17 protein-coding genes are annotated in these 20,211 nt (G+C 34.2%); 7 read left to right on the forward strand and 10 right to left on the reverse strand.

What is annotated here, in order from left to right; all coding sequences use genetic code 11:
• Window positions 1-145 precede the first annotated feature (145 nt).
• Entirely contained in the window at window positions 146-1,063 is a 918-nt protein-coding gene (locus tag RB619_RS14385; protein ID WP_308098619.1) for a type IX secretion system membrane protein PorP/SprF, read from the forward strand.
• A gap of 11 nt (window positions 1,064-1,074) precedes the next feature.
• Complete coding sequence (locus RB619_RS14390) at window positions 1,075-3,015, forward strand: OmpA family protein (protein ID WP_308098621.1); 1,941 nt, start codon at window positions 1,075-1,077, stop codon at window positions 3,013-3,015.
• A 135-nt stretch (window positions 3,016-3,150) separates the two neighbouring features.
• On the opposite strand, the gene RB619_RS14395 is transcribed toward RB619_RS14390, so the two are convergent.
• From RB619_RS14395 to RB619_RS14410, 4 genes are all read right to left on the reverse strand, one after another.
• Window positions 3,151-3,654, reverse strand: coding sequence for a CAP domain-containing protein (locus tag RB619_RS14395; protein ID WP_308098623.1), 504 nt, complete (start codon window positions 3,652-3,654; stop codon window positions 3,151-3,153).
• Window positions 3,655-3,829: 175 nt separating this feature from the next.
• Window positions 3,830-4,474 carry a pyridoxamine 5'-phosphate oxidase gene (gene pdxH, locus RB619_RS14400; protein WP_308098625.1) on the reverse strand — a complete coding sequence of 215 codons (645 nt, stop codon included), beginning with the start codon at window positions 4,472-4,474 and terminating at the stop codon, window positions 3,830-3,832.
• Window positions 4,475-4,645: 171 nt separating this feature from the next.
• On the reverse strand, window positions 4,646-5,551 hold the full coding sequence (locus RB619_RS14405) for a ribonuclease Z (protein WP_308098627.1): 906 nt from the start codon (window positions 5,549-5,551) through the stop codon (window positions 4,646-4,648).
• A gap of 94 nt (window positions 5,552-5,645) precedes the next feature.
• Window positions 5,646-5,978: a ribonuclease Z gene (locus tag RB619_RS14410; protein WP_308098629.1), complete on the reverse strand. Its 333-nt coding sequence runs from the start codon at window positions 5,976-5,978 to the stop codon at window positions 5,646-5,648.
• Between the two features lie 19 nt (window positions 5,979-5,997).
• On the opposite strand from RB619_RS14410, the gene RB619_RS14415 reads away from it, so the two are divergent.
• The gene (locus RB619_RS14415; protein ID WP_308098631.1) at window positions 5,998-6,162 is read left to right on the forward strand and encodes a hypothetical protein; all 165 of its coding nucleotides are present in this window, start codon (window positions 5,998-6,000) and stop codon (window positions 6,160-6,162) included.
• 23 nt (window positions 6,163-6,185) lie between these two features.
• On the opposite strand, the gene RB619_RS14420 is transcribed toward RB619_RS14415, so the two are convergent.
• Together RB619_RS14420 and pyrR are read right to left on the reverse strand one after the other, a co-directional pair.
• The gene (locus RB619_RS14420; RefSeq protein WP_109194141.1) at window positions 6,186-7,115 is read right to left on the reverse strand and encodes an aspartate carbamoyltransferase catalytic subunit; all 930 of its coding nucleotides are present in this window, start codon (window positions 7,113-7,115) and stop codon (window positions 6,186-6,188) included.
• Between the two features lie 107 nt (window positions 7,116-7,222).
• Window positions 7,223-7,762 carry a bifunctional pyr operon transcriptional regulator/uracil phosphoribosyltransferase PyrR gene (gene pyrR, locus RB619_RS14425; RefSeq protein WP_308098635.1) on the reverse strand — a complete coding sequence of 180 codons (540 nt, stop codon included), beginning with the start codon at window positions 7,760-7,762 and terminating at the stop codon, window positions 7,223-7,225.
• Window positions 7,763-7,773: 11 nt separating this feature from the next.
• Between pyrR and RB619_RS14430 the strand changes: the two genes are divergently transcribed.
• The 4 genes from RB619_RS14430 to RB619_RS14445 all read left to right on the forward strand — a co-directional run bounded on the left by RB619_RS14430 (window position 7,774) and on the right by RB619_RS14445 (window position 10,511).
• A complete protein-coding gene (locus RB619_RS14430) occupies window positions 7,774-8,664 on the forward strand; it encodes a hypothetical protein (protein ID WP_308098637.1) in 891 nt (296 codons plus the stop codon).
• A gap of 32 nt (window positions 8,665-8,696) precedes the next feature.
• Entirely contained in the window at window positions 8,697-9,338 is a 642-nt protein-coding gene (locus tag RB619_RS14435) for a methyltransferase domain-containing protein (protein ID WP_308098638.1), read from the forward strand.
• Between the two features lie 288 nt (window positions 9,339-9,626).
• A complete protein-coding gene (locus RB619_RS14440; protein WP_308098640.1) occupies window positions 9,627-10,220 on the forward strand; it encodes a dihydrofolate reductase family protein in 594 nt (197 codons plus the stop codon).
• A 117-nt stretch (window positions 10,221-10,337) separates the two neighbouring features.
• Entirely contained in the window at window positions 10,338-10,511 is a 174-nt protein-coding gene (locus RB619_RS14445; RefSeq protein WP_166638495.1) for a hypothetical protein, read from the forward strand.
• Between the two features lie 218 nt (window positions 10,512-10,729).
• On the opposite strand, the gene RB619_RS14450 is transcribed toward RB619_RS14445, so the two are convergent.
• The 4 genes from RB619_RS14450 to RB619_RS14465 form a co-directional block, all read right to left on the reverse strand.
• Window positions 10,730-12,349: an ABC-F family ATP-binding cassette domain-containing protein gene (locus RB619_RS14450; RefSeq protein ID WP_308098643.1), complete on the reverse strand. Its 1,620-nt coding sequence runs from the start codon at window positions 12,347-12,349 to the stop codon at window positions 10,730-10,732.
• 281 nt (window positions 12,350-12,630) lie between these two features.
• Window positions 12,631-13,404: a TlpA disulfide reductase family protein gene (locus RB619_RS14455; RefSeq protein ID WP_308098645.1), complete on the reverse strand. Its 774-nt coding sequence runs from the start codon at window positions 13,402-13,404 to the stop codon at window positions 12,631-12,633.
• 44 nt (window positions 13,405-13,448) lie between these two features.
• On the reverse strand, window positions 13,449-14,120 hold the full coding sequence (locus tag RB619_RS14460) for a DUF3592 domain-containing protein (RefSeq protein ID WP_308098647.1): 672 nt from the start codon (window positions 14,118-14,120) through the stop codon (window positions 13,449-13,451).
• A 260-nt stretch (window positions 14,121-14,380) separates the two neighbouring features.
• Window positions 14,381-19,876: a glycosyl hydrolase family 18 protein gene (locus tag RB619_RS14465; RefSeq protein WP_308098649.1), complete on the reverse strand. Its 5,496-nt coding sequence runs from the start codon at window positions 19,874-19,876 to the stop codon at window positions 14,381-14,383.
• Window positions 19,877-20,211 lie beyond the last annotated feature (335 nt).

Genomic DNA, 20,211 nt, shown 5'->3' on the forward strand with positions numbered 1-20,211 from the left:
GCTGCAAAGGCTGATATAAAATACTATATCAGCCTGATACAGCTGAGAACATTAAAAATCCGGGAATTGAAAGAATAATATCATGGATTTTTTTAGGGGATTTCATTAATAATCAATAGTAAAATTGAAATAATAAATATCTACTATGAGAACAAAATTATTTTACTTCGTCATTCTGTTGGTAACTATTGCAGGTCACGCGCAGCAAGATGCTCAATATACGCAATACATGTACAACACAATAAACATAAATCCTGCCTATGCAGGTTCTCGTGGAGCCTTAAGCATTTTTGGTTTGTACCGTACACAATGGGTTGGTTTGGATGGTGCTCCTGAAACAAGCAGTTTCTCAGTAAACACTCCAATAAATAACAGCAATCTTGGAATTGGAGCTTCGCTCGTTAATGATAAAATTGGGCCAACAAATGAAAATACCATTTCTGCTGATATTTCGTACACTGTGCAGACCTCAGCAAATTGGAAACTTTCATTTGGTATCAAGGGAACAGCTAATATATTCAATTTGGATGTAAGCAAACTGAATCCTGATATTTCAGGGGATCCTCAATTTCAGGATTTAGATAACAAATTTACTCCTAATGTAGGAGCTGGAGTTTATTGGCACTCAGATAAAGCTTATATTGGTTTGTCTGTCCCAAATTTCATCGAAACAAATCGTTACGATGATAATGATATTGCCATTGTCAAAGACAAAATAAATTACTACTTAATGGCAGGTTATGTATTTGATCTTGATAAATACCAATACATCAAATTCAAACCTGCTGTACTTACAAAAATGGTTGAAGGCGCGCCTCTTCAAGTTGATCTTTCTGCAAACTTTATGTTCTATGACAAATTCGTCGTTGGTGTTGCTTATAGATGGAGTGCTTCCTTAAGTGCTATGGTTGGGTTCCAAATCACAGATGGTCTTTATTTAGGTTATGGTTACGATCGTGAAACTACAAACCTGAATAATTATAATTCAGGATCACATGAGATATTCCTGCGTTATGAATTCTTTACTAAAAATGGTAAAATTACAACTCCTCGTTTCTTCTAAAAATAAGTACTATGAAAAATTATATTTTCCTTTGCCTAACATTTGTAAGCGTTTTTTCATTGGACAGTTATTCACAGCAGTCAAAACTGAATTCTGGTGATAAAAAGTACAATAATTACGCTTATGTTGATGCAATAAAGACGTATGAAAGAGTAGCAGATAAAGGATATAAGTCTGAAGAAATGTTCAAGAAACTTGGTAATTCTTATTACTTTAATTCAGATTTTGACGGAGCTGCTAAGTGGTATGGCGAGTTATTTGCAATGAATTCAAATGTCGAGCCCGAATATTACTATAGATATGCACAGTCTCTAAAATCAATTGGAGAAACGACCAAAGCAAATAAAGTTCTAGATGAATTTGATGCCAAAAACAAAAACGACAACAGAGCAAAATTATATAAAGAAGATGTAAACTATCTCGATCAGATCAAAGCAAATTCAGGCCGATATAAAATCGAAAATGCCGGAATCAATAGCAAATATTCTGATTATGGATCTTTCGTTTACAACAACAAATTATACTTTGCTTCGGCTAGAGATACTGGAAATTTTTCGCAGAGAAAACACAAATGGACCGGTGAATATTTTACTAACATTTATGACGCCGATGTTGATCCTGCAACCTACAGTGCTGGCAAAGTCAACAAGTTCAAAAATGCTTTAAACAGCAAGTTCAACGAAGCAACTCCTGTTTTTACTAAAGACGGAAAAACAGCATACTTTACAAGAAACAATTATGTAGACGGCAAAAAAGGAAAAGATGCCAATAAAGTTACTTTAGTAAAACTTTATAAAGCTTCAATTGACAGCAAGGGACAATGGGCAAATATTACCCCACTGTCATTTACAAGCGACAACTACAGCACGGCGCATCCGGCACTTAGTCCTGATGGAAAAACACTGTATTTCGCGTCTGATATGCCAGGAACTGTTGGTCAGTCTGATATTTATAAAGTAGCTATAAATGGAGATGGAAGCTATGGAACTCCCGAGAATTTAGGAAAAAGCATTAATACAGAAGGAAAAGAAACATTCCCGTTTGTTACAGACGACAATGAAATTTATTTTGCCTCTGATGGTCATCCCGGGCTGGGCGGATTAGATGTTTTTGTTGGTGATATTGACAGTGACGGAACGGTCAGCAATATTCAGAATGTAGGTGCAGACGTCAATTCTCCAAAAGATGATTTTGCCTACTTTATTGATCCTGTCAGCAGGCTTGGTTATTTTAGTTCCAATAAAGATGGCGGAGAAGGTTCTGATGATATCTATAAATTCCTAGAAACAAGAAGACTAAAATGTATTCAAGAACTAAGCGGTTTGATAACCGATGTTGAAACAAAAGAAATCTTGCCTGGAGCAAAAGTTACTTTATACGAAAATCAAGTCATAAAAGCGACCACAACAGCAGACGCCACAGGATTATATAAACTTCCTGTTGAATGTAAAAAAACGTACAACGTTCGTGCTGAAAAACTGGATTACGACACTAAAGAAGTCAGCGTAACAATAGACAAAGTAAGCGGAAAAACCGACTTGCCAATTGCTTTAAACAAACGCATGTGCCGTGTAACCGTTGGTGATGATTTAGGAAAATGCTTCGGCATCAAAATGATTTATTTCGATTTAGATAAATCAAACATCAGACCTGAAGCAGCGCTAGATTTAGAAAAAATACTTGCTGTATTAAATGATTATCCTGCAATGAAACTTGATATTCGCTCACATACAGACAGCCGTGCAACGCACCAATATAATGAAGCCTTGTCTGATAGAAGAGCCAAATCTACAATTCAGTGGTTGATTAAAAATGGCATCAAAGCCGATCGCTTAACCGGAAAAGGATATGGTGAAACACAGCTTGTCAACAAATGTTCAGACGGAGTTCCTTGTACTGAAGAAGAACATCAAATGAACAGACGAAGCGAGTTTATCATTACAGCACTTTAGTTATTAGTTTATATTATCTTGTTTTGGAAAAAAAAGCTGCCTTTTCAGGCAGCTTTTTTTACGTATAAAAAAAAATCGTCACAGCTTAAAAAAAACTGCAACGATCACTAAAAACCAACCAGTTTTTAATTAATGTTATATTCTAACAAAAATATTAGTGTAGTATTTTTTACCCGTTCTAGCATCAACTGTTACCGAAATGCCAAAATGAGTATAATTCCCTTCAATGTTTTCTTTATGTCCTGGACTATCTAACCAAGCTTTTAATGCCGCTTCAGAAGTCTTATAATTGTAGGCAACATTCTCTCCTACTTTTTTGGCACCAAGAACTTTTTCAAGATTTTCAGAACGCGCTACAAAATCATTATGATCAACAACATTTTTTTCGATCATATATTTGTTGTGTTCTTCGCATTTAGCCGAAATATGATTAATTGACTCTAAAGCATTTAGACCAATACTCACACGGTAATCGTTAATCAATTTCATGGTTTCTAATTCTGAATCATTGTACGAGTAGTTCGTAATCAGAATCTCAGTTGAAGTACTGTTTTCAGTTCCCTCTGCAGTGTCGGCAGAACATGCGTTCATTGCAAAAATTATTGCAATGAACGTCATGATGCGCATTATCTTCTTCATAATCATACAGTAGTTTAATGCTTAAAGTAAATGTTGGGGCAAATCCTTTAAATTTTTATATTTGAATAATATTGTTTCTTTTTCTTACACCAAACGTATTCAAATTGTCGGTAAACTACAAAAATAATCGATGAAATACACTATATTTTTATTTTATAAGGTAATTTTCTTACAACTAAGAAGAAAGTCGCTCAATTTTCCATGAAAAATCAGATTGACTTGTATATCGAATTCTGTCATGCAGTCGGTTAGGTCTTCCTTGCCAAAATTCTACTTGTAAGGGAGTTACTAAATAACCGCCCCAATTTTCAGGTCGCGGAATTGTTTTTCCTTCAAATTCAGTTTCTAGTTTCTTTAGATTTTCTTCTAAAAAACTTCTCGACGGAATCACCTCACTTTGGTGCGAAACAATTGCACCAAGCTTGCTTCCATCAGGTCTCGAATCAAAATAGTTATCTGAAATATTTTCAGAAGTCTTTTGTGCAATTCCCTTTATAATTACTTGACGTTCCATTTCCTGCCAAAAAAACGAAAGGCAAACATTTGGATTCGCTTCAATCGCTTTTCCTTTTTCCGAATTATAATTGGTGTAAAATATAAATCCTTCCTCAGAGAATTTCTTCAACAAAACAACTCTCGATTTCGGAAAACCATCTAATCCAATTGTAGAAACGGTCATGGCATTCACTTCTCCGCTTCCGCCAAAATCTTCTACTTCATGAAACCATCTATTAAATAAATTAATTGGATCTTCTGGAATATTGGTTTCCAATAATTCGCTTTTCTCGTAAGACTTTCTATAATTGCTTAAATCGTTCATGATTTATTATTTTAGATTGTTGATTTTAGATTTTAGATTTTTTGTTCTGCTTTGTCAGGCTGAGCGAAGTCGAAGCCCTATCCTATTGCAAAAGCCCTTCGACTTCGCTCAGGGTGACAACTACATAAAAACTTAGCATCTTAGTATCTCAGAACCTTAGTATCTTTAAAATTAAAACTCAAAAGAAACCCCATCATCTGCTAAAAGCACATTTGGGAAAATTTCTTGAGCTTCTTCTTTAAAACGCTCAATTCCGTCATATCGTGTTGAATAATGACCTAAAACCAATTGTTTTACATTTGCTTGTAATGCAATATGCGCCGCTTCCTTTGCAGTTGAATGCAATGTTTTTTGTGCCAATGAAGCTTCAGACTCTAAAAAAGTAGATTCGTGGTACAAAACATCGACATCTTTTATTATCGGAATAATCGCTTCGTGATAAACAGTATCGGAACAAAAAGCATATTTCATTGTTGGAGCCGGATCAAAAGTAAGTTTCTCGTTTTCAATTATCGTTCCGTTGTCAAGCGTGATATCGCCTCCGTTTTTTATTTTCTGATAATAAGCAACGTGAATATCATATTTTTGAACTGCTTCAACATTTAGTTTTCTCTCATCTGGTTTTTCTTCAAAAAGATAACCATTTGTATAAACACGATGTTTTAACGGAATCGTTTTTACTATAACTTTCTTATCTTCAAAAATAATTTCACTTTCTTTCGACTCTAATTCATGGAAAAACAAATTATAAGTCGTCCAGGATTCCGTCAGTTTTAATTGAAGCAGAATAAGTTCTTTAATTCCTTTTGGTCCGTAAATATGTAAATCGGTGGTTCTTCCTAAAAGCGAAAAAGTCGAAATGGTTCCGATCAATCCGTAAAGATGATCACCATGAAGATGCGAAATAAAAATGTGATTGATTTTTGAGAACTTAATCTTATTCTTCCGAAGCTGCACCTGAGTTCCCTCACCGCAATCAATTAAAAACAATCGGTTTTTAATCTCTAAAACCTGTGCAGTCGGATTGGTAATTGTTCTAGGAGTTGCGGCATAACAGCCAAGTATCGTTAGCTTCAATTTGTTTATTTGTTTAATCGGTAAATCGTTTAATCGGCTAAAATCAAATCAAAACGATTAAACAGTTAAACGAATAAACAATTAAACCTTATTTTTAAAATCCTAGGTCTCTTTCAATTTCTTCCATTTCGATAATATCGTGTGCTTCTAGAAGAGAAGGAACGACAACCAATTTATCTGAAATAGCATTAAAATCAAGATCTGAAGCTACAATTACAAATGATTTTTTGGCTTTTTTCTGTTGTTTTGAAAGCGGTAAAAAAAGCTTCAAATCATTTTCAGTCAAAGCAGTATCAGATGAAAGGTCGATTATAATATTATGTTTTTCAAAAGTCTTGATTTGTTGCGTCACTTTTTCCAAGAAAGAATTTACATCTCCTTGTGTATCCTTAATTGTAACGGTATGTCCTTTTTGATCTACTTTCATTTTATAATTTATTACGCTAATGTACGAAGTTTTTCTATTAGTTGTTTCAAGTTTCAGGTTTCAGGTTTATCAGGCTGAGCGTCCAGAGACTTCGGGAGAAGCCCACGTTTGCAAAGCAAGTTCTGTTTTCAAAAGCACTTCGACTCCGCTCAGTGTGACAACGGTCTTCAAAACTGAACACTAAAAAATGAATACTGAATACTAAAACTATTGTTGAATCTTAGAAGCTAAAAGATAAATCACCGCCATTCTAATCGCAACTCCATTCTCCACCTGATTCAAAATTACTGAATGATCAGAATCAGCCACTTCAGAAGTAATCTCTACTCCTCTATTGATTGGTCCCGGGTGCATGATTACGATTTCTTTTCCAAGAGAATCCAAAAGCGGTTTGTCAACTCCGTATTGTTGTGCGTATTCACGTGTCGATGGAAAGAAATTCACATCCATACGTTCGTTTTGTACACGAAGCATATTAGCAACGTCGCACCATTCTAATGCTTTTCTTAAATTCGGTTCAACTGTAACTCCAAGTGATTCGATATATCTCGGAATCAATGTTTTTGGTCCGCAAACTTTAACTTCAGCGCCTTGCATCTGCAAAGCATATATATTGGATAAGGCAACTCTCGAATGCAGAATATCGCCTACAATAACTACTTTTTTTCCGGCAACATCGCCAAGTTTCTCTCTGATAGAATAACTATCTAATAAAGCCTGCGTTGGGTGTTCGTGCGCTCCGTCTCCGGCGTTTACGATACTCGCTTTGACATTTTTAGATAAAAAATAAGCCGCTCCGGGATTAGAGTGGCGCATTACAACCATATCTACTTTCATCGAAAGGATATTGTTAACAGTATCAATCAAGGTTTCTCCTTTTTTAACAGAAGATTGAGCTGCTGAAAAACTGATCACATCAGCAGATAAACGTTTCTGCGCTAATTCAAAAGAGAGTTTGGTTCTAGTACTGTTTTCAAAGAAAATATTGGCAATGGTAATATCTCGTAATGAAGGAACTTTTTTAATTGGCCTATTAATGACTTCTTTAAAATGATCTGCCGTTTCAAAAATCAGGTTAATATCATTCTCGTTGATATATTTTATTCCTAATAAATGATTTACGCTTAATTCTTTCATTTTTAATGTTTATTTGTTTATTCGTTGAATTGTTTAATCGTTTTTTTTGTGAAATCGGTTAATCGGTTTTGCTACCGATTAAACAATTAACCGGTTAACCGATTAAACTAATTCGTTACTAAGTGAACAACATCTTCACCATCATTTTCTTTCCAGCTCACTTTTACTTTTTCGCCATTAATAGCATCTACCTGGCGGCCTCTATAATCGGGTTGAATTGGTAAATTACGGCTGAAACGTCTGTCAATTAAAACCAATAATTCGATTTCTGAAGGTCTTCCAAAAGATTGAATTGCCGTTAAGGCAGAACGAATGCTTCTTCCGGTAAACAATACGTCATCAATAAAAATGACTTTTTTGTCTTCGACTATAAAATTGATTTGGGTTTTATTGGCTTCAAGTGGTTTATCAGTACGACGGAAATCATCTCTAAAAAAAGTGATATCCAAGTATCCTAAAGAAATTTCAGGAACCTTATATTCGTTTTCTAATATTTGTTTTAAACGTTCAGCTAAAAAAACACCTCTTGGCTGAATTCCCACTAAAATAGTATCGGAGAAATCCAGATGTTTTTCGATTAACTGACAAGCCAAACGATGGAGTATGATAGTAACTTCTTTTGAATTAAGTAATACTTTTTGGCTCATAAGTAATTGTAATGTTTGGTTGGGCAAATATACGGAATCTGATTTTATTTGTTGGGGTGTTGAGTGGGGAAATATTTATTTCTAGTTTGGTAAGGGAATTTGGGATTTGGAAATGGATTTTTGGTATCTTTCATTATTTAATTTTAAAGTCAATAAATCAAATTTTAACAATACCAAAAATCCAACATATTTCAGATATGATCAATCAAAATCATTTAAAAGAATTTATAGAAAATAACAAAGAAGAAACTCTTATTGATTACAGAGACAAACTTTACAACAATTTACAAGAACTTATAAAAAAAGAAGAAAAGCAAACACTGATTTTATTGATATTAGTCATTCTTTATTTCTTTGTAGATTACAAATCGTTATCTGACATTTCCCTTGGTATAATTACAATAACAAATTCAGAAAATTTAGTTATTCAATTAATACCGATCACCTTTTGTTCGTTATTATTCAATCTTTATCGCATAGGAAAAGATAGACAAGATCTACATGAAAGTTTAAAAAAAATCACATCACATTTAACAAATAATTTAATTAATTCTGAATTAAAAGATGAATTACTAAACAACACACTTTATAGACTATATCTTCCAAATTCAATTGCTAATTTCGCGTCTTCAATTACAGCTAGAAAGCCGATTATCCTAACTGTCATTGGATTTATATTATTGATACCTTTCTTCATAATAGGACTAGTCCCTTTTTTGATAATTTTTTTAATGCTATCTAATTTGTGGCAAACTCAAATTGAAACTATACCAGGAATAATATCTTTTTCGATAACACTTTGGGTCTCACTTTCAATTATTTTCTTCTTTTTTATTCCTCAACAAGAAGACAATCTGGACATTACAAGCAAGAAATCACAAACAAATAAGGTTTTAATTTAATCAAGTATAATTGATTGTGGCATTAAAAAATCATGAATAAATACAAAGAAACTTTTGAGACTTGGAATAAAATTGCCAATCTCTATGAAGACAAGTTTATGAATTTAAGTTTATATGATGAAACGTATGATTTCTTTTGTGACGCTTTAAAACCAGATCAACTAAACATTTTTGAAATTGGTTGTGGACCAGGAAATATTACAAAATATTTATTGTCAAAAAAGCCAAACTTACAAATTAAAGGCATTGATATCGCTCCAAAAATGATTGAATTGGCAAAAGCAAACAATCCTTCTGCTGAATTTAAAGTAATGGACACAAGAGAACTTAGTTCCTTAAATCAAAAATTTGATGCCATTTTGTGTGGCTTTTGTTTACCTTATTTGTCCAAAGAAGATTGTTCTAAATTAATAACTGATTCAGAGAAAATACTTTTAAACAATGGAATTTTATATTTAAGTTTTGTTCAAGGAAAACCCTCCGAATCCGGTTTTATTTCTGGAAGTACTGGTGATCGTACTTATTTTTATTATCATACTTTAGAAGATATCAGCAATCAACTTTTAATAAATAATTTTGAAGTTCTTAAATTATTCGAAATAAATTATCCAAAGGGAGAATTTATAGAAATTCATACTATAATAATTGCTAATAAAATTGAAAAATCAATTTAAAAACCGATTATATAAATAGGTTTTCAATGGGTTTATTTTTAAAATTCTGAAGGGATGATTTATATTGTAGAAACGGATTTCAATCTGTTAGAAACACCAGTTTTTATGCTTTATCTATAAACCGGATTGAAATCCGGCCTTACAATATTGGTCGAGTCTATGGCTCTTTTTTTTGATTTTTTTCGAAATTCACTTAACCTGAAATCCTAAAACATTTCCCTAAAAATTCTATAACACTTTTCTCTGATTTTTAAAGTAATTTTAAGTTGAATTTAAAAACTCAAAATTATGAGAAAGATAATCGTCATAACCATGATTACCATCGATGGTGTAATGCAGGCACCTGGCGGTCCAGAAGAAGATACTTCTGGTGGTTTTGAATATGGAGGTTGGGTAGCGCCGTTTGGAGATGAACAATACGGCAATGTTATGCAGGAGCAAATGAAGCCCGCCGACATTCTTTTAGGCAGAAAAACATTTGATATTTTTGAAGACTACTGGCCCAAACATGCAGAAGGCTGGCCTGGAATTAATGAAGTCACAAAATACGTCTTATCTTCAACCAGAACAACCTCCGATTGGGAAAACTCGGAATTCCTTTCCTCTATAGACGATATCAAAAAACTTAAAAAGTTAGAAGGCGGAGACATTAAAGTTTGGGGAAGCGCTACACTTGTCCAGCTTTTACTTGAGTATGATTTAGTTGATGAATTTGCACTCTTAATTTACCCGATTATTCTTGGCAAAGGCAAAAAACTATTTAAGGATAGTGCAACTCCTTCGGGATTTGACCTAACAGAAAGCACTGTTACACCAAGTGGAATAATAGCCGTAAGCTATAAAAAAGCGGGAAAAGTTAAAACAGGAACTATCGGAGAATAAAAAATGATTTTTATAATAGAGCTGAACTCCAAATCCTAAAACATTTCCCAAAAATTCTATAACACATTTCCGCGATTCTTGAAGTAATTTTAATAAACAATTTAAAAACTCAGAATCATGCAAAATAAAATTACTAGAATGTTAATGGTATTCGTAATACTGTTTTCATTTACAAGCTGCGAAGTTATTGGAGACATTTTTAAAGCCGGAATGGGATTCGGGATATTTATCGTAATTTTTGTCGTTGCGATTATTATCTGGATTTTTGCAAAAATGTTCGGCAGTAAATAGTCATAAATAAACAAATAAAAAATCCCAAATTCCAAAATTAAACTTGGAGTTTGGGATTTTTTTTATGAGTGTAGAACAAAGTCCAATCTTTGTCGAGCTTCTCGCGAAGATTTCTCCCTTCAGTCGAAATGACAAACTATGCGTGAAAGATACAGAATAGAAAATCCCAAATTCACAAAAATTGGAATTTGGGATTTTTATAATTGGAATTTCAAAAACTAAAGATTATACATCTTTTTTCTTTGTTCCTGAATTTTTTCATCATCAAGATATTCGTCAAATGTCATGTAACGATCGATAACTCCGTTTGGTGTCAATTCTACGATTCTGTTACCAACAGTTTGTGCAAACTCATGGTCATGCGTCGTGAAAATAACAGAACCTTTAAAGTTTTTCAATGAGTTGTTGAAAGCTGTAATAGACTCCAAATCTAAGTGATTTGTTGGTTCGTCTAGCATTAAGATATTAGCGCGCTCCATCATCATTCTAGACAACATACAACGTACTTTTTCTCCTCCAGATAAAACTCTTGAAGTTTTTAAAGCTTCTTCTCCAGAAAAAATCATTTTTCCTAGGAAACCTCTAATAAATACCTCATCACGCTCTTCTTCAGTTTTTGCATATTGACGAAGCCAATCCACTAAACTTAAATCATTTTCGAAATATTTATGGTTTTCAGCAGGAAGATACGCTTGATTTGTTGTAATTCCCCAATCAAAAGATCCAGAATCTGCTTTTTGTTCGTTGTTTAAGATTTCATAGAAAGCTGTTGTAGCACGTGAATCTTTAGAGAAAAGAACGATTTTGTCGCCTTTCGCCATATTCAAGTTAATATCTTTAAATAAAACTTCTCCATCAACAGACGCCGATAGGTTTTCTACATTCAAAATCTGATCTCCAGCTTCACGATCCTGATCAAAAATAATGGCAGGATAACGACGGCTTGAAGGTTTGATTTCAGAGATATTCAACTTTGAAATCATTTTTTTACGAGAAGTTGCTTGTTTCGATTTCGCAACGTTTGCACTAAAACGACGAATAAATTCTTCAAGCTCTTGTTTCTTCTCTTCTGCTTTTTTGTTTTGCTGCGCACGTTGTTTTGCCGCTAATTGGCTAGACTCGTACCAGAAAGTATAGTTTCCTGAATAGTGATTGATTTTTCCGAAATCAATATCAGAAATATGTGTACAAACGGCATCTAAAAAGTGACGGTCGTGAGATACTACAATTACAGTATTTTCATAGTTTGCCAAGAAGTTTTCTAACCAAGCGATTGTCTCGAAATCCAAATCGTTGGTAGGCTCATCCATAATCAATACATCAGGATTTCCGAAAAGTGCTTGCGCCAAAAGCACACGAACTTTCATTTTCCCTTCCATATCTGACATTAAAGTATAATGATCTGCTTCTGTGATTCCTAAGTTAGATAACATCGCAGCAGCATCAGAATCAGCGTTCCATCCGTTCATTTCTTCGAATTGAACTTGAAGCTCCCCTATTCTATCTGCATTTTTATCGTTGTAATCTAAATAAAGTTCATCCATTTCTTTTTTAACAGCGTACAAAACTTTATTTCCCATTAAAACGGTTTCCAAAACAGTATGCTCATCAAACAAGTTATGGTTTTGCGTTAAAACCGACATACGTTTTCCTGGCTCTAAATGGATATGCCCAGAAGTTGGGTCCATATCGCCTGAGATAATTTTAAGAAATGTAGATTTTCCAGCACCGTTGGCTCCAATAACGCCGTAAATATTTCCGTGAGTGAATGTGGTATTTACTTCGTCAAACAAAATTCGTTTGCCAAATTGAACTGATAAATTATTGACTGTTAACATGAATGTCTTTTTAATTAATTTGGTGCAAAAGTAGTGAAAAAGGTTCTAAGTTGCAAAGATACTAAGGTGCTAAGGTTTTTTATGCGAACGAATATTTCTCGCAGAGGCGCTAAGTTTTGTTTTTATATAGATGATTATGCGCAATCTTGTCATTTCGACGGAGGAGAAAACTTCGCAAGAAACTCCACCTGCTATAGTCGCCAATCTTTGTATAGCTACTCGCGAAGATTTCTCCTCCGTCGAAATGACAAAATTGAGATTACTTTACGAGATTATCTCAACTACAATTTACTTTCCTTCGCCAAAGCCACTTCCAAACTTTCAAAATTAGGTAGCACTTTAGAAATCAAACCTTCTTTGTTCAAGATAAAATGAGTGGGGAATGAATTCAATTGTAAAGATTCATTCATATATTCTTTCATATCTGGAATTACCGAATATGAAAGTGGTTTTCTGGCTAGAAATGTCTTTAATTGTTCAGGAGAATCTTCGGCTAAACTTATAAAAAGAATATCTTTTCTGTTTTTATATTCTTCGACTAATTTATTGACTTGCGGAAATTCTCTAATACATGGCGTGCAGTGAATGTACCAGCATTTTATCACAATGATTTTTCCTTTCATGGTTTCGTTTGTAACCAAATTTCCGTCTAAATCTTTAAACGAAAATTGCGGAAAAGCCGTTCCTTCCATTTTGTAGTTTTTATAAGCATCAAAACCAATTTGGTTTATTGTAGCTTTTATACTTGTATCTGTTTTTGGCAGAATTTTGAAAAGTTTATAAGCATATTCGTTCGCTTCAGATTTTAATCGAATTGGGATGAAATTTCCGTTCGCTAATTGATCTAAAAAAGATTCTTTGGAGATTTCTTTTGAAGTAACATCCAGCGCTTTAAAATCTCTTGAAAGCATAATGTTTTTGCTTTGATAAGCTGACCAAGCTTCGAAAGTCTTCTGAACCTGGATTGGATCAACTTCTGGGTTTCCTGCTTTGATTTGGGCTGTACTTATGTTAAAAATAAAAAGAAGTGCAATTAAGCTGATAAATTTATGCATTGATTCTGAAACATTGTATTTGACTTCAAAAGTACTTAAAAGTTTTATTTCTTTAAAAATGAAATATCCATATGATATCTATTAGGATCTTTTGGATCAATCAAAACTATAATCTCATGTGTTATCGAAAATTCTGTAGGATCTAGCCAAATATCGTCACTTTCAAACAAATAAGTTTTATTAGTCGTTAAATCCAACCACTTACTGCATATAAAATAAGGATGAGAACCATTTACTGTTACATGCATATTAAGCTGTAATCCATTAAACTTTGTTGCAATACGTTTACCGTTTTGATGCAAATAATAAATCTTTTTTCGTTTGAAATAGTCTGACCTAAAAAATGAGAAACCTGTCAAAAAGAAAACAGTTCCTGCGAGTGCTAAAACTGATGATGCAAGATACAAAGAACCAAAATTATTAACTTTAGCTTTAGTGGGATTTACTGGGTCATACAAAACTTCAACAATCTTGTCTTCATCATTACTTAGCGGATTAATACTATTATAGGAAGTAAATTGGATTTGCTTACCTTTTTTTGTCGTGAACGACACTATAGATGTATCATCTGACACTATGTCTTCGATTTTACCCTGTCCAACAGCCGCTTTTTTTATAAAAGCCATTTTTTCTTGGTACTTAGAAAAGGCTACTGCCAATAGCACCAAACCAATTATACAGAAAATATACTTCATAATAGAAATGCTACTTTTCATTTTTACTCTAATAATTAATTTTAATGCAAAATACTATTAATAGAAATGCGACAACTAAAATTCTAATCTTTTTTACCTAAAAAAAAACCTGGCAATAGAGATTTGCCAGGTTCATAATGCGCTCATTAAGGAGAAAACCAAATAACAAATCTCCTTAACTCACAGCATTTATTTGAAATAAAAATTAGATTAAAAAATAAATAACCAAACTCAATTTTAACCGTCCCAATTTTTTATTTCGAAATTTTCAATTCTTTATTCTAGTTTAAAAAATTCATTACTTTGAATGATTTTTTGTTTCCTGCTTTGTCTGTCACTACAACCAAAAACAATTGTTTTGTCGAGAAACTTTGACTTTGAAGCACTACTTCTTTACTGTTTTGAACATTTTTACGGCTTGCTACATTTTGCCCAATCAAGTTGAAAACATCAATTTGAGCAATATCTTCTGTTTCATTTGAAACCGATAAAGCGTCATTTTTAAAAAGTGCTATTGTAGCATTATTTTGTACCGAAATATCATCAAGTACCAATGTTTTTGCTGCAGATTGCGAAGCGAAATAAGCGGCATATGCATTAGATAATTCAGATGAATTACCACAAGAAGATGCGTCCCAGTTTACAGACCAAGTCATTAAACCTCTTAAAGAAGGATATGGCCCGCCTGGTTGCATAGTATATGTTCTTCCTGAAAAAGTGGTTCCAGTTCTTAAATAATTCATGGCATTAATTCCTTCTGCTGGCGTTAAATAACCGCTACCTGCTGCGCTTGGACAAGCTGGTAATGCAATAAGAACTTTTGAAGCCGGTAAACCATCAAAATGCATTCCTGTTGTACCAATGTTATATCCTTTTATCACCATATCAGTTAGGGCTGTTACCATGTTTGCTTTTTTAGCAGTACCATAATATTGGCCATCTAATCCGTTTTCTCCTCCTGTGTTATACAATTGCACCGCTAACAAATCCAATTCATTACGCAAGTTTTGAATGATTGGCAGGAAGGAACCAAAAGTATCTGTATACGTCGAATATCCTCCTTGTACATATTGTGTTTCAGGAGCTGCAGTTAATAAAAACCCAGGACCATAGTACGCTTTTAATTCCTTGAAAGCATCTACTACGTTTTTTAATCTTGGATAAGCAGAAATACCTGCATAAGAAATATCTCTTAAAGCTCCTGCGCTAAAATTCATCGATCCACCTTCAAAATCAATATCAACTCCATCAAATTGATATTCATCGATAATTGCTTTCAGACCATTAACAAAAATATTTTTTTGAGTTACATTGTCTAAAACAACATGACCATTTTGGCCTCCAATAGAAACAATAACAGGAACACCGCTATCTCTCAAGGATTTTATATCATTTTTCAACAATTGTTTATCAAAAACACCGTTGGTCAAATATCTCGTGTCATTTGTAGTTAATATTGGCGTATAACCATCTCGATTAACTGTTTCTACGAAAGAATAATCAACTACGTTAAATTTACTTCCCACCATTTGAGAAAAATATAAAAATGGAGCAGAACTATTTTCCCACGAATGTGCATATCCTAAAATTACTTTAGATGGAAGCGCAATGAATCTATTAGTGCCCACTTGAGCAATTTTAATTGTATTGTTTAATGTAGTTACACCAGATTGATTATCAGTTGCTTTGATTACAATTGGATAATCCTGATAAGCAGATGGAGTAAAATTATACGTATAAGTATTATTTGCACCTGCTGTCATATTAAACGTGCCTCCATTTATTGTAATACTAACACCTGAAACCGATCCGTCACTATCAACAGCTGTAACTGAAATTGGCACAACTTGAAATGAATTTTGATATATAGTAGTATTCGATGGTGCGTTCCAAGTAATTGCCGGTAATGAATTAGGACAAGTAGTTCCTGAACATTGTAAAGAGAACGCTTTTGTGTTTTCGGCAGTTGTACCGCTTGAAGCAGTTACTGTTGCTTTCAACGTGTAATTTTTATTGAAATCTGCTGCAGCTGGCGTCCAGTTTGCTACATATTCTGTTCCTGAAAGTGCTGCTGTAATATTTTGTCCGTTGATATTGAATACGACTGACGAAATTGTCAAGCTTGCATCAACACTTGCAGTTGCTTTCAACTGAATTGCAGTTCCCGGCGCTATCGCTACAGTCGCCACTGAAGGAGCCGTAATCGTAACCTGAGGCGGTGTAACTGTGTTTGTGTTGAAGTTGTAAACTTGAGGTGTTGTCGGCACCGCAAAGTTTGTCAAATTATTTGGAAAATAGGCTACCTCACCATTTTCCCATGAATTCAATTTTAAACTTGAAATGATTGAATATCCTGTTAAAACCGAATTGTTAAAGCTGAAATTTCCTGAAGCATCTGTAGTTGCAATAAAATTAGCATAACCGTGAGTGCTATCTGTCCAAGGTAAAATTAATTCTACTTTAGCTCCAGAGACTGGAGTTGAACCATTTTTAACTGTTCCGCTGATTAAGTTTCCACTGGTCACATTTTGAGTAAAGTTCAACGTTTTATTTGCATTTATAGCGGTATAAACTGTTGAAGCTGGACTAAAACTTAATCCTGTTTTTGCAGCGGTTACTGTATAATTGGAACCTGAAACTAAATTAGCAACACTATAATTTCCTGAAGCATCAGAAGTGGCTGTTAAAGTTGTTGTTCCTGTAACTGCTGAAATTGTTGCACCTGAAACAGCTGTTGTTCCATTTTTCACCGTTCCACTTACGGTATAATAAACAGGAGTTACAACTTGAGTGAAATTTAAGGTTTTATTTGCATTAATAGCTGCATAAACCGTTGACGCAGGTGTGAAAGTCAATCCTGTTTTAGCAATTGTTACTGTATAATCTGAACCCGCAACCAAATTAGCAACACTATAATTTCCTGAAGCATCAGAAGTGGCTGTCAAAGTTGTAGTTCCTGTAACCGCTGAAATTGTTGCACCTGAAACTGGAGTTGCTCCGTTAAGAACGCTTCCGCTTACTGTATAATAAGTCGGAGTTACAACTTGAGCAAAATTCAATGTCTTGTTTGAATTAATAGCATTATAAACCGTTGACGCTGGTGTAAAAGTTAATCCCGTTTTAGCAATCGTTACAGTATAATTTGATCCTGAAACCAAATTAGCAATGCTATAATTTCCCGAAGCATCAGAAGTAGCCGTTAAAGTTGTAGTTCCTGTAACTGCTGAAATTGTTGCACCTGAAACTGGAGTTGCTCCATTAAGAACAGTTCCGCTTACTGTATAAGTTGTCGTCACTGCACCTGTATTAAAATCGTACACTGTTGCAGTGGCCGGAACAGGAAAGTTCGCTAAGTTTGATGGTAGATAAACCACTTCTCCATTTTCCCAAGTATTTAGTTTTAAGCTTGAAATAGTTGTATAGCCACTTAAAATAACGTTGTCAAAACTATATTTCCCTTGCGCATCTGTAACGGCAAGTTTGCTTAAATAAGGATGTGCATTATCTGTCCAAGGCAAAATCAATTCTACTTTTGCACCTGAAACCGGAATTGTTCCATTTTTAACTGTTCCGCTAATTTTACTTGCGCCAACAACAATAACATCTTGAGAAAAATTCAATGTTTTATTGGCAGTCAAATTAGTATAAACCGTTGAAGCTGGCGTATAAGTTTGTCCGGCTAAAGCAGCTGTAACTGTATAATTTCCAGCAGAAGGCAGACTTAAAGAATATACACCGCTAGCATTTGTAACTGCTGTGAAATTTCCACCTGTAGAAGATGCTGTAACAGTTACACCTGAAACCGGAGTTGTATTGTTCAAAATAGTGCCACTTACGGTATAATAAACAATTGGTGCGCCTTGAACGAAATTCAACGTTTTGTTTGCATCGATTGCATTATAAACTGTTGAAGCTGGCGTGTAAGAGAATCCAGATTTCGCTGCTGTAACTGTAAAATTAAGCCCAGCAGTTAATCCTGCAACGCTATAAACTCCGCTTGCATTTGAAACGGCAGTCAAAACTGTTGCTCCAGAAGTAGCCGTAACCGTAACGCCTGATACTGGGGTCGATCCGTCTAAAACTGTTCCGCCAACTGTGTAAGTAGGTTGTGTGCCATTAATAACAACAGCAGTTTGGTTTACAGTAACATTTGTTAGTGTGACAGGCGTAAAAGTGTACGTTGCTTTTAAAGCGGTAAGCGTATAATTTTGTCCTGAAGGCAAATTATTAAATGTAAAATTACCTGCAGTAGAAACTACTGTTTGTAATACTGCATTGCTTGCATCGCGTAATTCAACTGTAACATCTGGCACTAAAGCCGCTCCGTTTTTTACAGAACCTGCAATACTTACCGTTCCTGCAACAATGCTTCCAAATGAAGTGTCAACTTGTTTTAATAAAGCATTTGGAACAGCGCCTCTGGTATCTTGAGATAATTCCCAAACCATACCTCCGGCAAGATTTCGAGATTTAATGTATTGTACTTTTAAATCCATCGATTGTTTATCTTCATAAGAGATAAACTGTTTTAAAGTAGCATTATATAAATAAGGAACTTTTGTTGTATTATCAAAATAGCGAACCCATCCTGCTGCAGCCGCAGTTGGTGTAACTAGCATTGTATTTGGATCTAAATAGGCATGTGAATTCGTAACCGGATTTCCGACTAAATCACAAATTTCGATACTTCCTGATTTTTCACAAGCTGCCGGACCATCCCAAGTTCCTGTTGGATTTTGTGGATTTGTACATCCTGAAACGATATCTCTTGGAGCCGAAACGAATAATCCCGGTAAATTCGGATTCGTTCCGTTATTAGCAACATGGTCGAATTTTTTTCCGTAAAAAGGTAAACCCATGATTAATTTATTCGCAGGAAAACCAACAACATTCAAATATTGGCTTGTCAATTCGTCAAGTGATTCAGATTGAGTTGCGCCATATAGTGGATCATTAGTGTTTCCACTTCCATATAAAGGAGCATTGTAACAGGTTTTATCATACCAGTTTCCTCCAAAATCATATCCAAAATAAGTGATGTAATCACAGTAAGTCGAAATATCTTCTGTCATTCCATACTGTCCTCTGTTAAGTGGTCCCAGATATTGTTTTGCAACATTTCGAACATTGTTTCCGGCAGCAATTGTAACTAATTTATTTGGCATTGCCTGACGCATCGCTTTTAATAAATAAACTAGATTTTTGTTGTCGTCCGGACTGTATTTTTGTGCTGGAATTGGAGCTCCGTTAATTACTTCGGTGCCATCTGTTCCTCCGGAAAGAGGATATTCCCAGTCAATGTCAAATCCGTCAATAAAAGGATATTTAGTAATAAAGTTGGCCATATCTGCAGCCAAAGCAGCTCTTGCCACTGGACTTGCGGCAATTGGAGAAAGATCCTGACCTTTAGTCCATCCTCCAACAGAAATCAAAATTTTTAGATGCGGATATTTTTGCTTAAGCTTCATTAAATCATAGAAATTCCCTTTTACAGGAGCATCCCACGGAATTCCACCTTCCATATGCTCAAAATCAGCATAAGAGTCTAAACACAACAACTTTGTATTCTCCGGATGTGCCGGATCATAAGTTGTACCATAAAAAGAATAATTTAAATGCGTCAATTTGCTTCCGTCTATCTGCGGGACATTAAAATCCCGGGCATAAATAGACCATTGCGCATAATACCCTACTACTTTTTTACCGTGAGCTGGTTGGGCTAACGCAAGTAAGGGAAACAACAAAAACAAAAAAAGTAATCTGTAATAATGTTTCATAGTTATTAATATTGGTTAATAGAAAATAAATAATTGGGCCGAAGCAGTTTTTACTGCTGGGTTTCGCTCAATGCAGTTTGGAAGGCTTCATCGATTGGAAATAAACTCAAATTAAATTCTATAGATAAATATTACTATTACTGATTCTTTATAATCATTAGCAAATAGTAGTGATTGATATTTATTTATAATTTTTAAAAAATTACTATTAAATACAACTGATAAATTTGGGACTACTCATCAATTTTAACTCTGTTATTGTCATGTTTTAAATTCTACTCTTTCTATTTGGTTTTTAAATGTTAATACTCCTTGAATGGTTATTTTTTTGTAAT

It is taken from the genome of Flavobacterium sp. LHD-80 (assembly GCF_030929605.1).
Classification (GTDB): domain Bacteria; phylum Bacteroidota; class Bacteroidia; order Flavobacteriales; family Flavobacteriaceae; genus Flavobacterium.

Excerpts from the sequence above, each read along its gene's own strand:
- RB619_RS14430 (WP_308098637.1), top strand. The coding sequence starts at position 7,774 with ATGTTTGGTTGGGCAAATATACGGAATCTGATTTTATTTGTTGGGGTG.
- RB619_RS14445 (WP_166638495.1), top strand. The coding sequence starts at position 10,338 with ATGCAAAATAAAATTACTAGAATGTTAATGGTATTCGTAATACTGTTT.
- RB619_RS14410 (WP_308098629.1), bottom strand. The coding sequence starts at position 5,978 with ATGAAAGTAGATCAAAAAGGACATACCGTTACAATTAAGGATACACAA.
- RB619_RS14435 (WP_308098638.1), top strand. The coding sequence starts at position 8,697 with ATGAATAAATACAAAGAAACTTTTGAGACTTGGAATAAAATTGCCAAT.
- RB619_RS14385 (WP_308098619.1), top strand. The coding sequence starts at position 146 with ATGAGAACAAAATTATTTTACTTCGTCATTCTGTTGGTAACTATTGCA.
- RB619_RS14390 (WP_308098621.1), top strand. The coding sequence starts at position 1,075 with ATGAAAAATTATATTTTCCTTTGCCTAACATTTGTAAGCGTTTTTTCA.
- RB619_RS14465 (WP_308098649.1), bottom strand. The coding sequence starts at position 19,876 with ATGAAACATTATTACAGATTACTTTTTTTGTTTTTGTTGTTTCCCTTA.
- pdxH (WP_308098625.1), bottom strand. The coding sequence starts at position 4,474 with ATGAACGATTTAAGCAATTATAGAAAGTCTTACGAGAAAAGCGAATTA.
- RB619_RS14460 (WP_308098647.1), bottom strand. The coding sequence starts at position 14,120 with ATGAAAAGTAGCATTTCTATTATGAAGTATATTTTCTGTATAATTGGT.
- RB619_RS14440 (WP_308098640.1), top strand. The coding sequence starts at position 9,627 with ATGAGAAAGATAATCGTCATAACCATGATTACCATCGATGGTGTAATG.
- RB619_RS14450 (WP_308098643.1), bottom strand. The coding sequence starts at position 12,349 with ATGTTAACAGTCAATAATTTATCAGTTCAATTTGGCAAACGAATTTTG.
- RB619_RS14415 (WP_308098631.1), top strand. The coding sequence starts at position 5,998 with ATGTACGAAGTTTTTCTATTAGTTGTTTCAAGTTTCAGGTTTCAGGTT.
- RB619_RS14420 (WP_109194141.1), bottom strand. The coding sequence starts at position 7,115 with ATGAAAGAATTAAGCGTAAATCATTTATTAGGAATAAAATATATCAAC.
- RB619_RS14455 (WP_308098645.1), bottom strand. The coding sequence starts at position 13,404 with ATGCATAAATTTATCAGCTTAATTGCACTTCTTTTTATTTTTAACATA.
- RB619_RS14395 (WP_308098623.1), bottom strand. The coding sequence starts at position 3,654 with ATGAAGAAGATAATGCGCATCATGACGTTCATTGCAATAATTTTTGCA.
- pyrR (WP_308098635.1), bottom strand. The coding sequence starts at position 7,762 with ATGAGCCAAAAAGTATTACTTAATTCAAAAGAAGTTACTATCATACTC.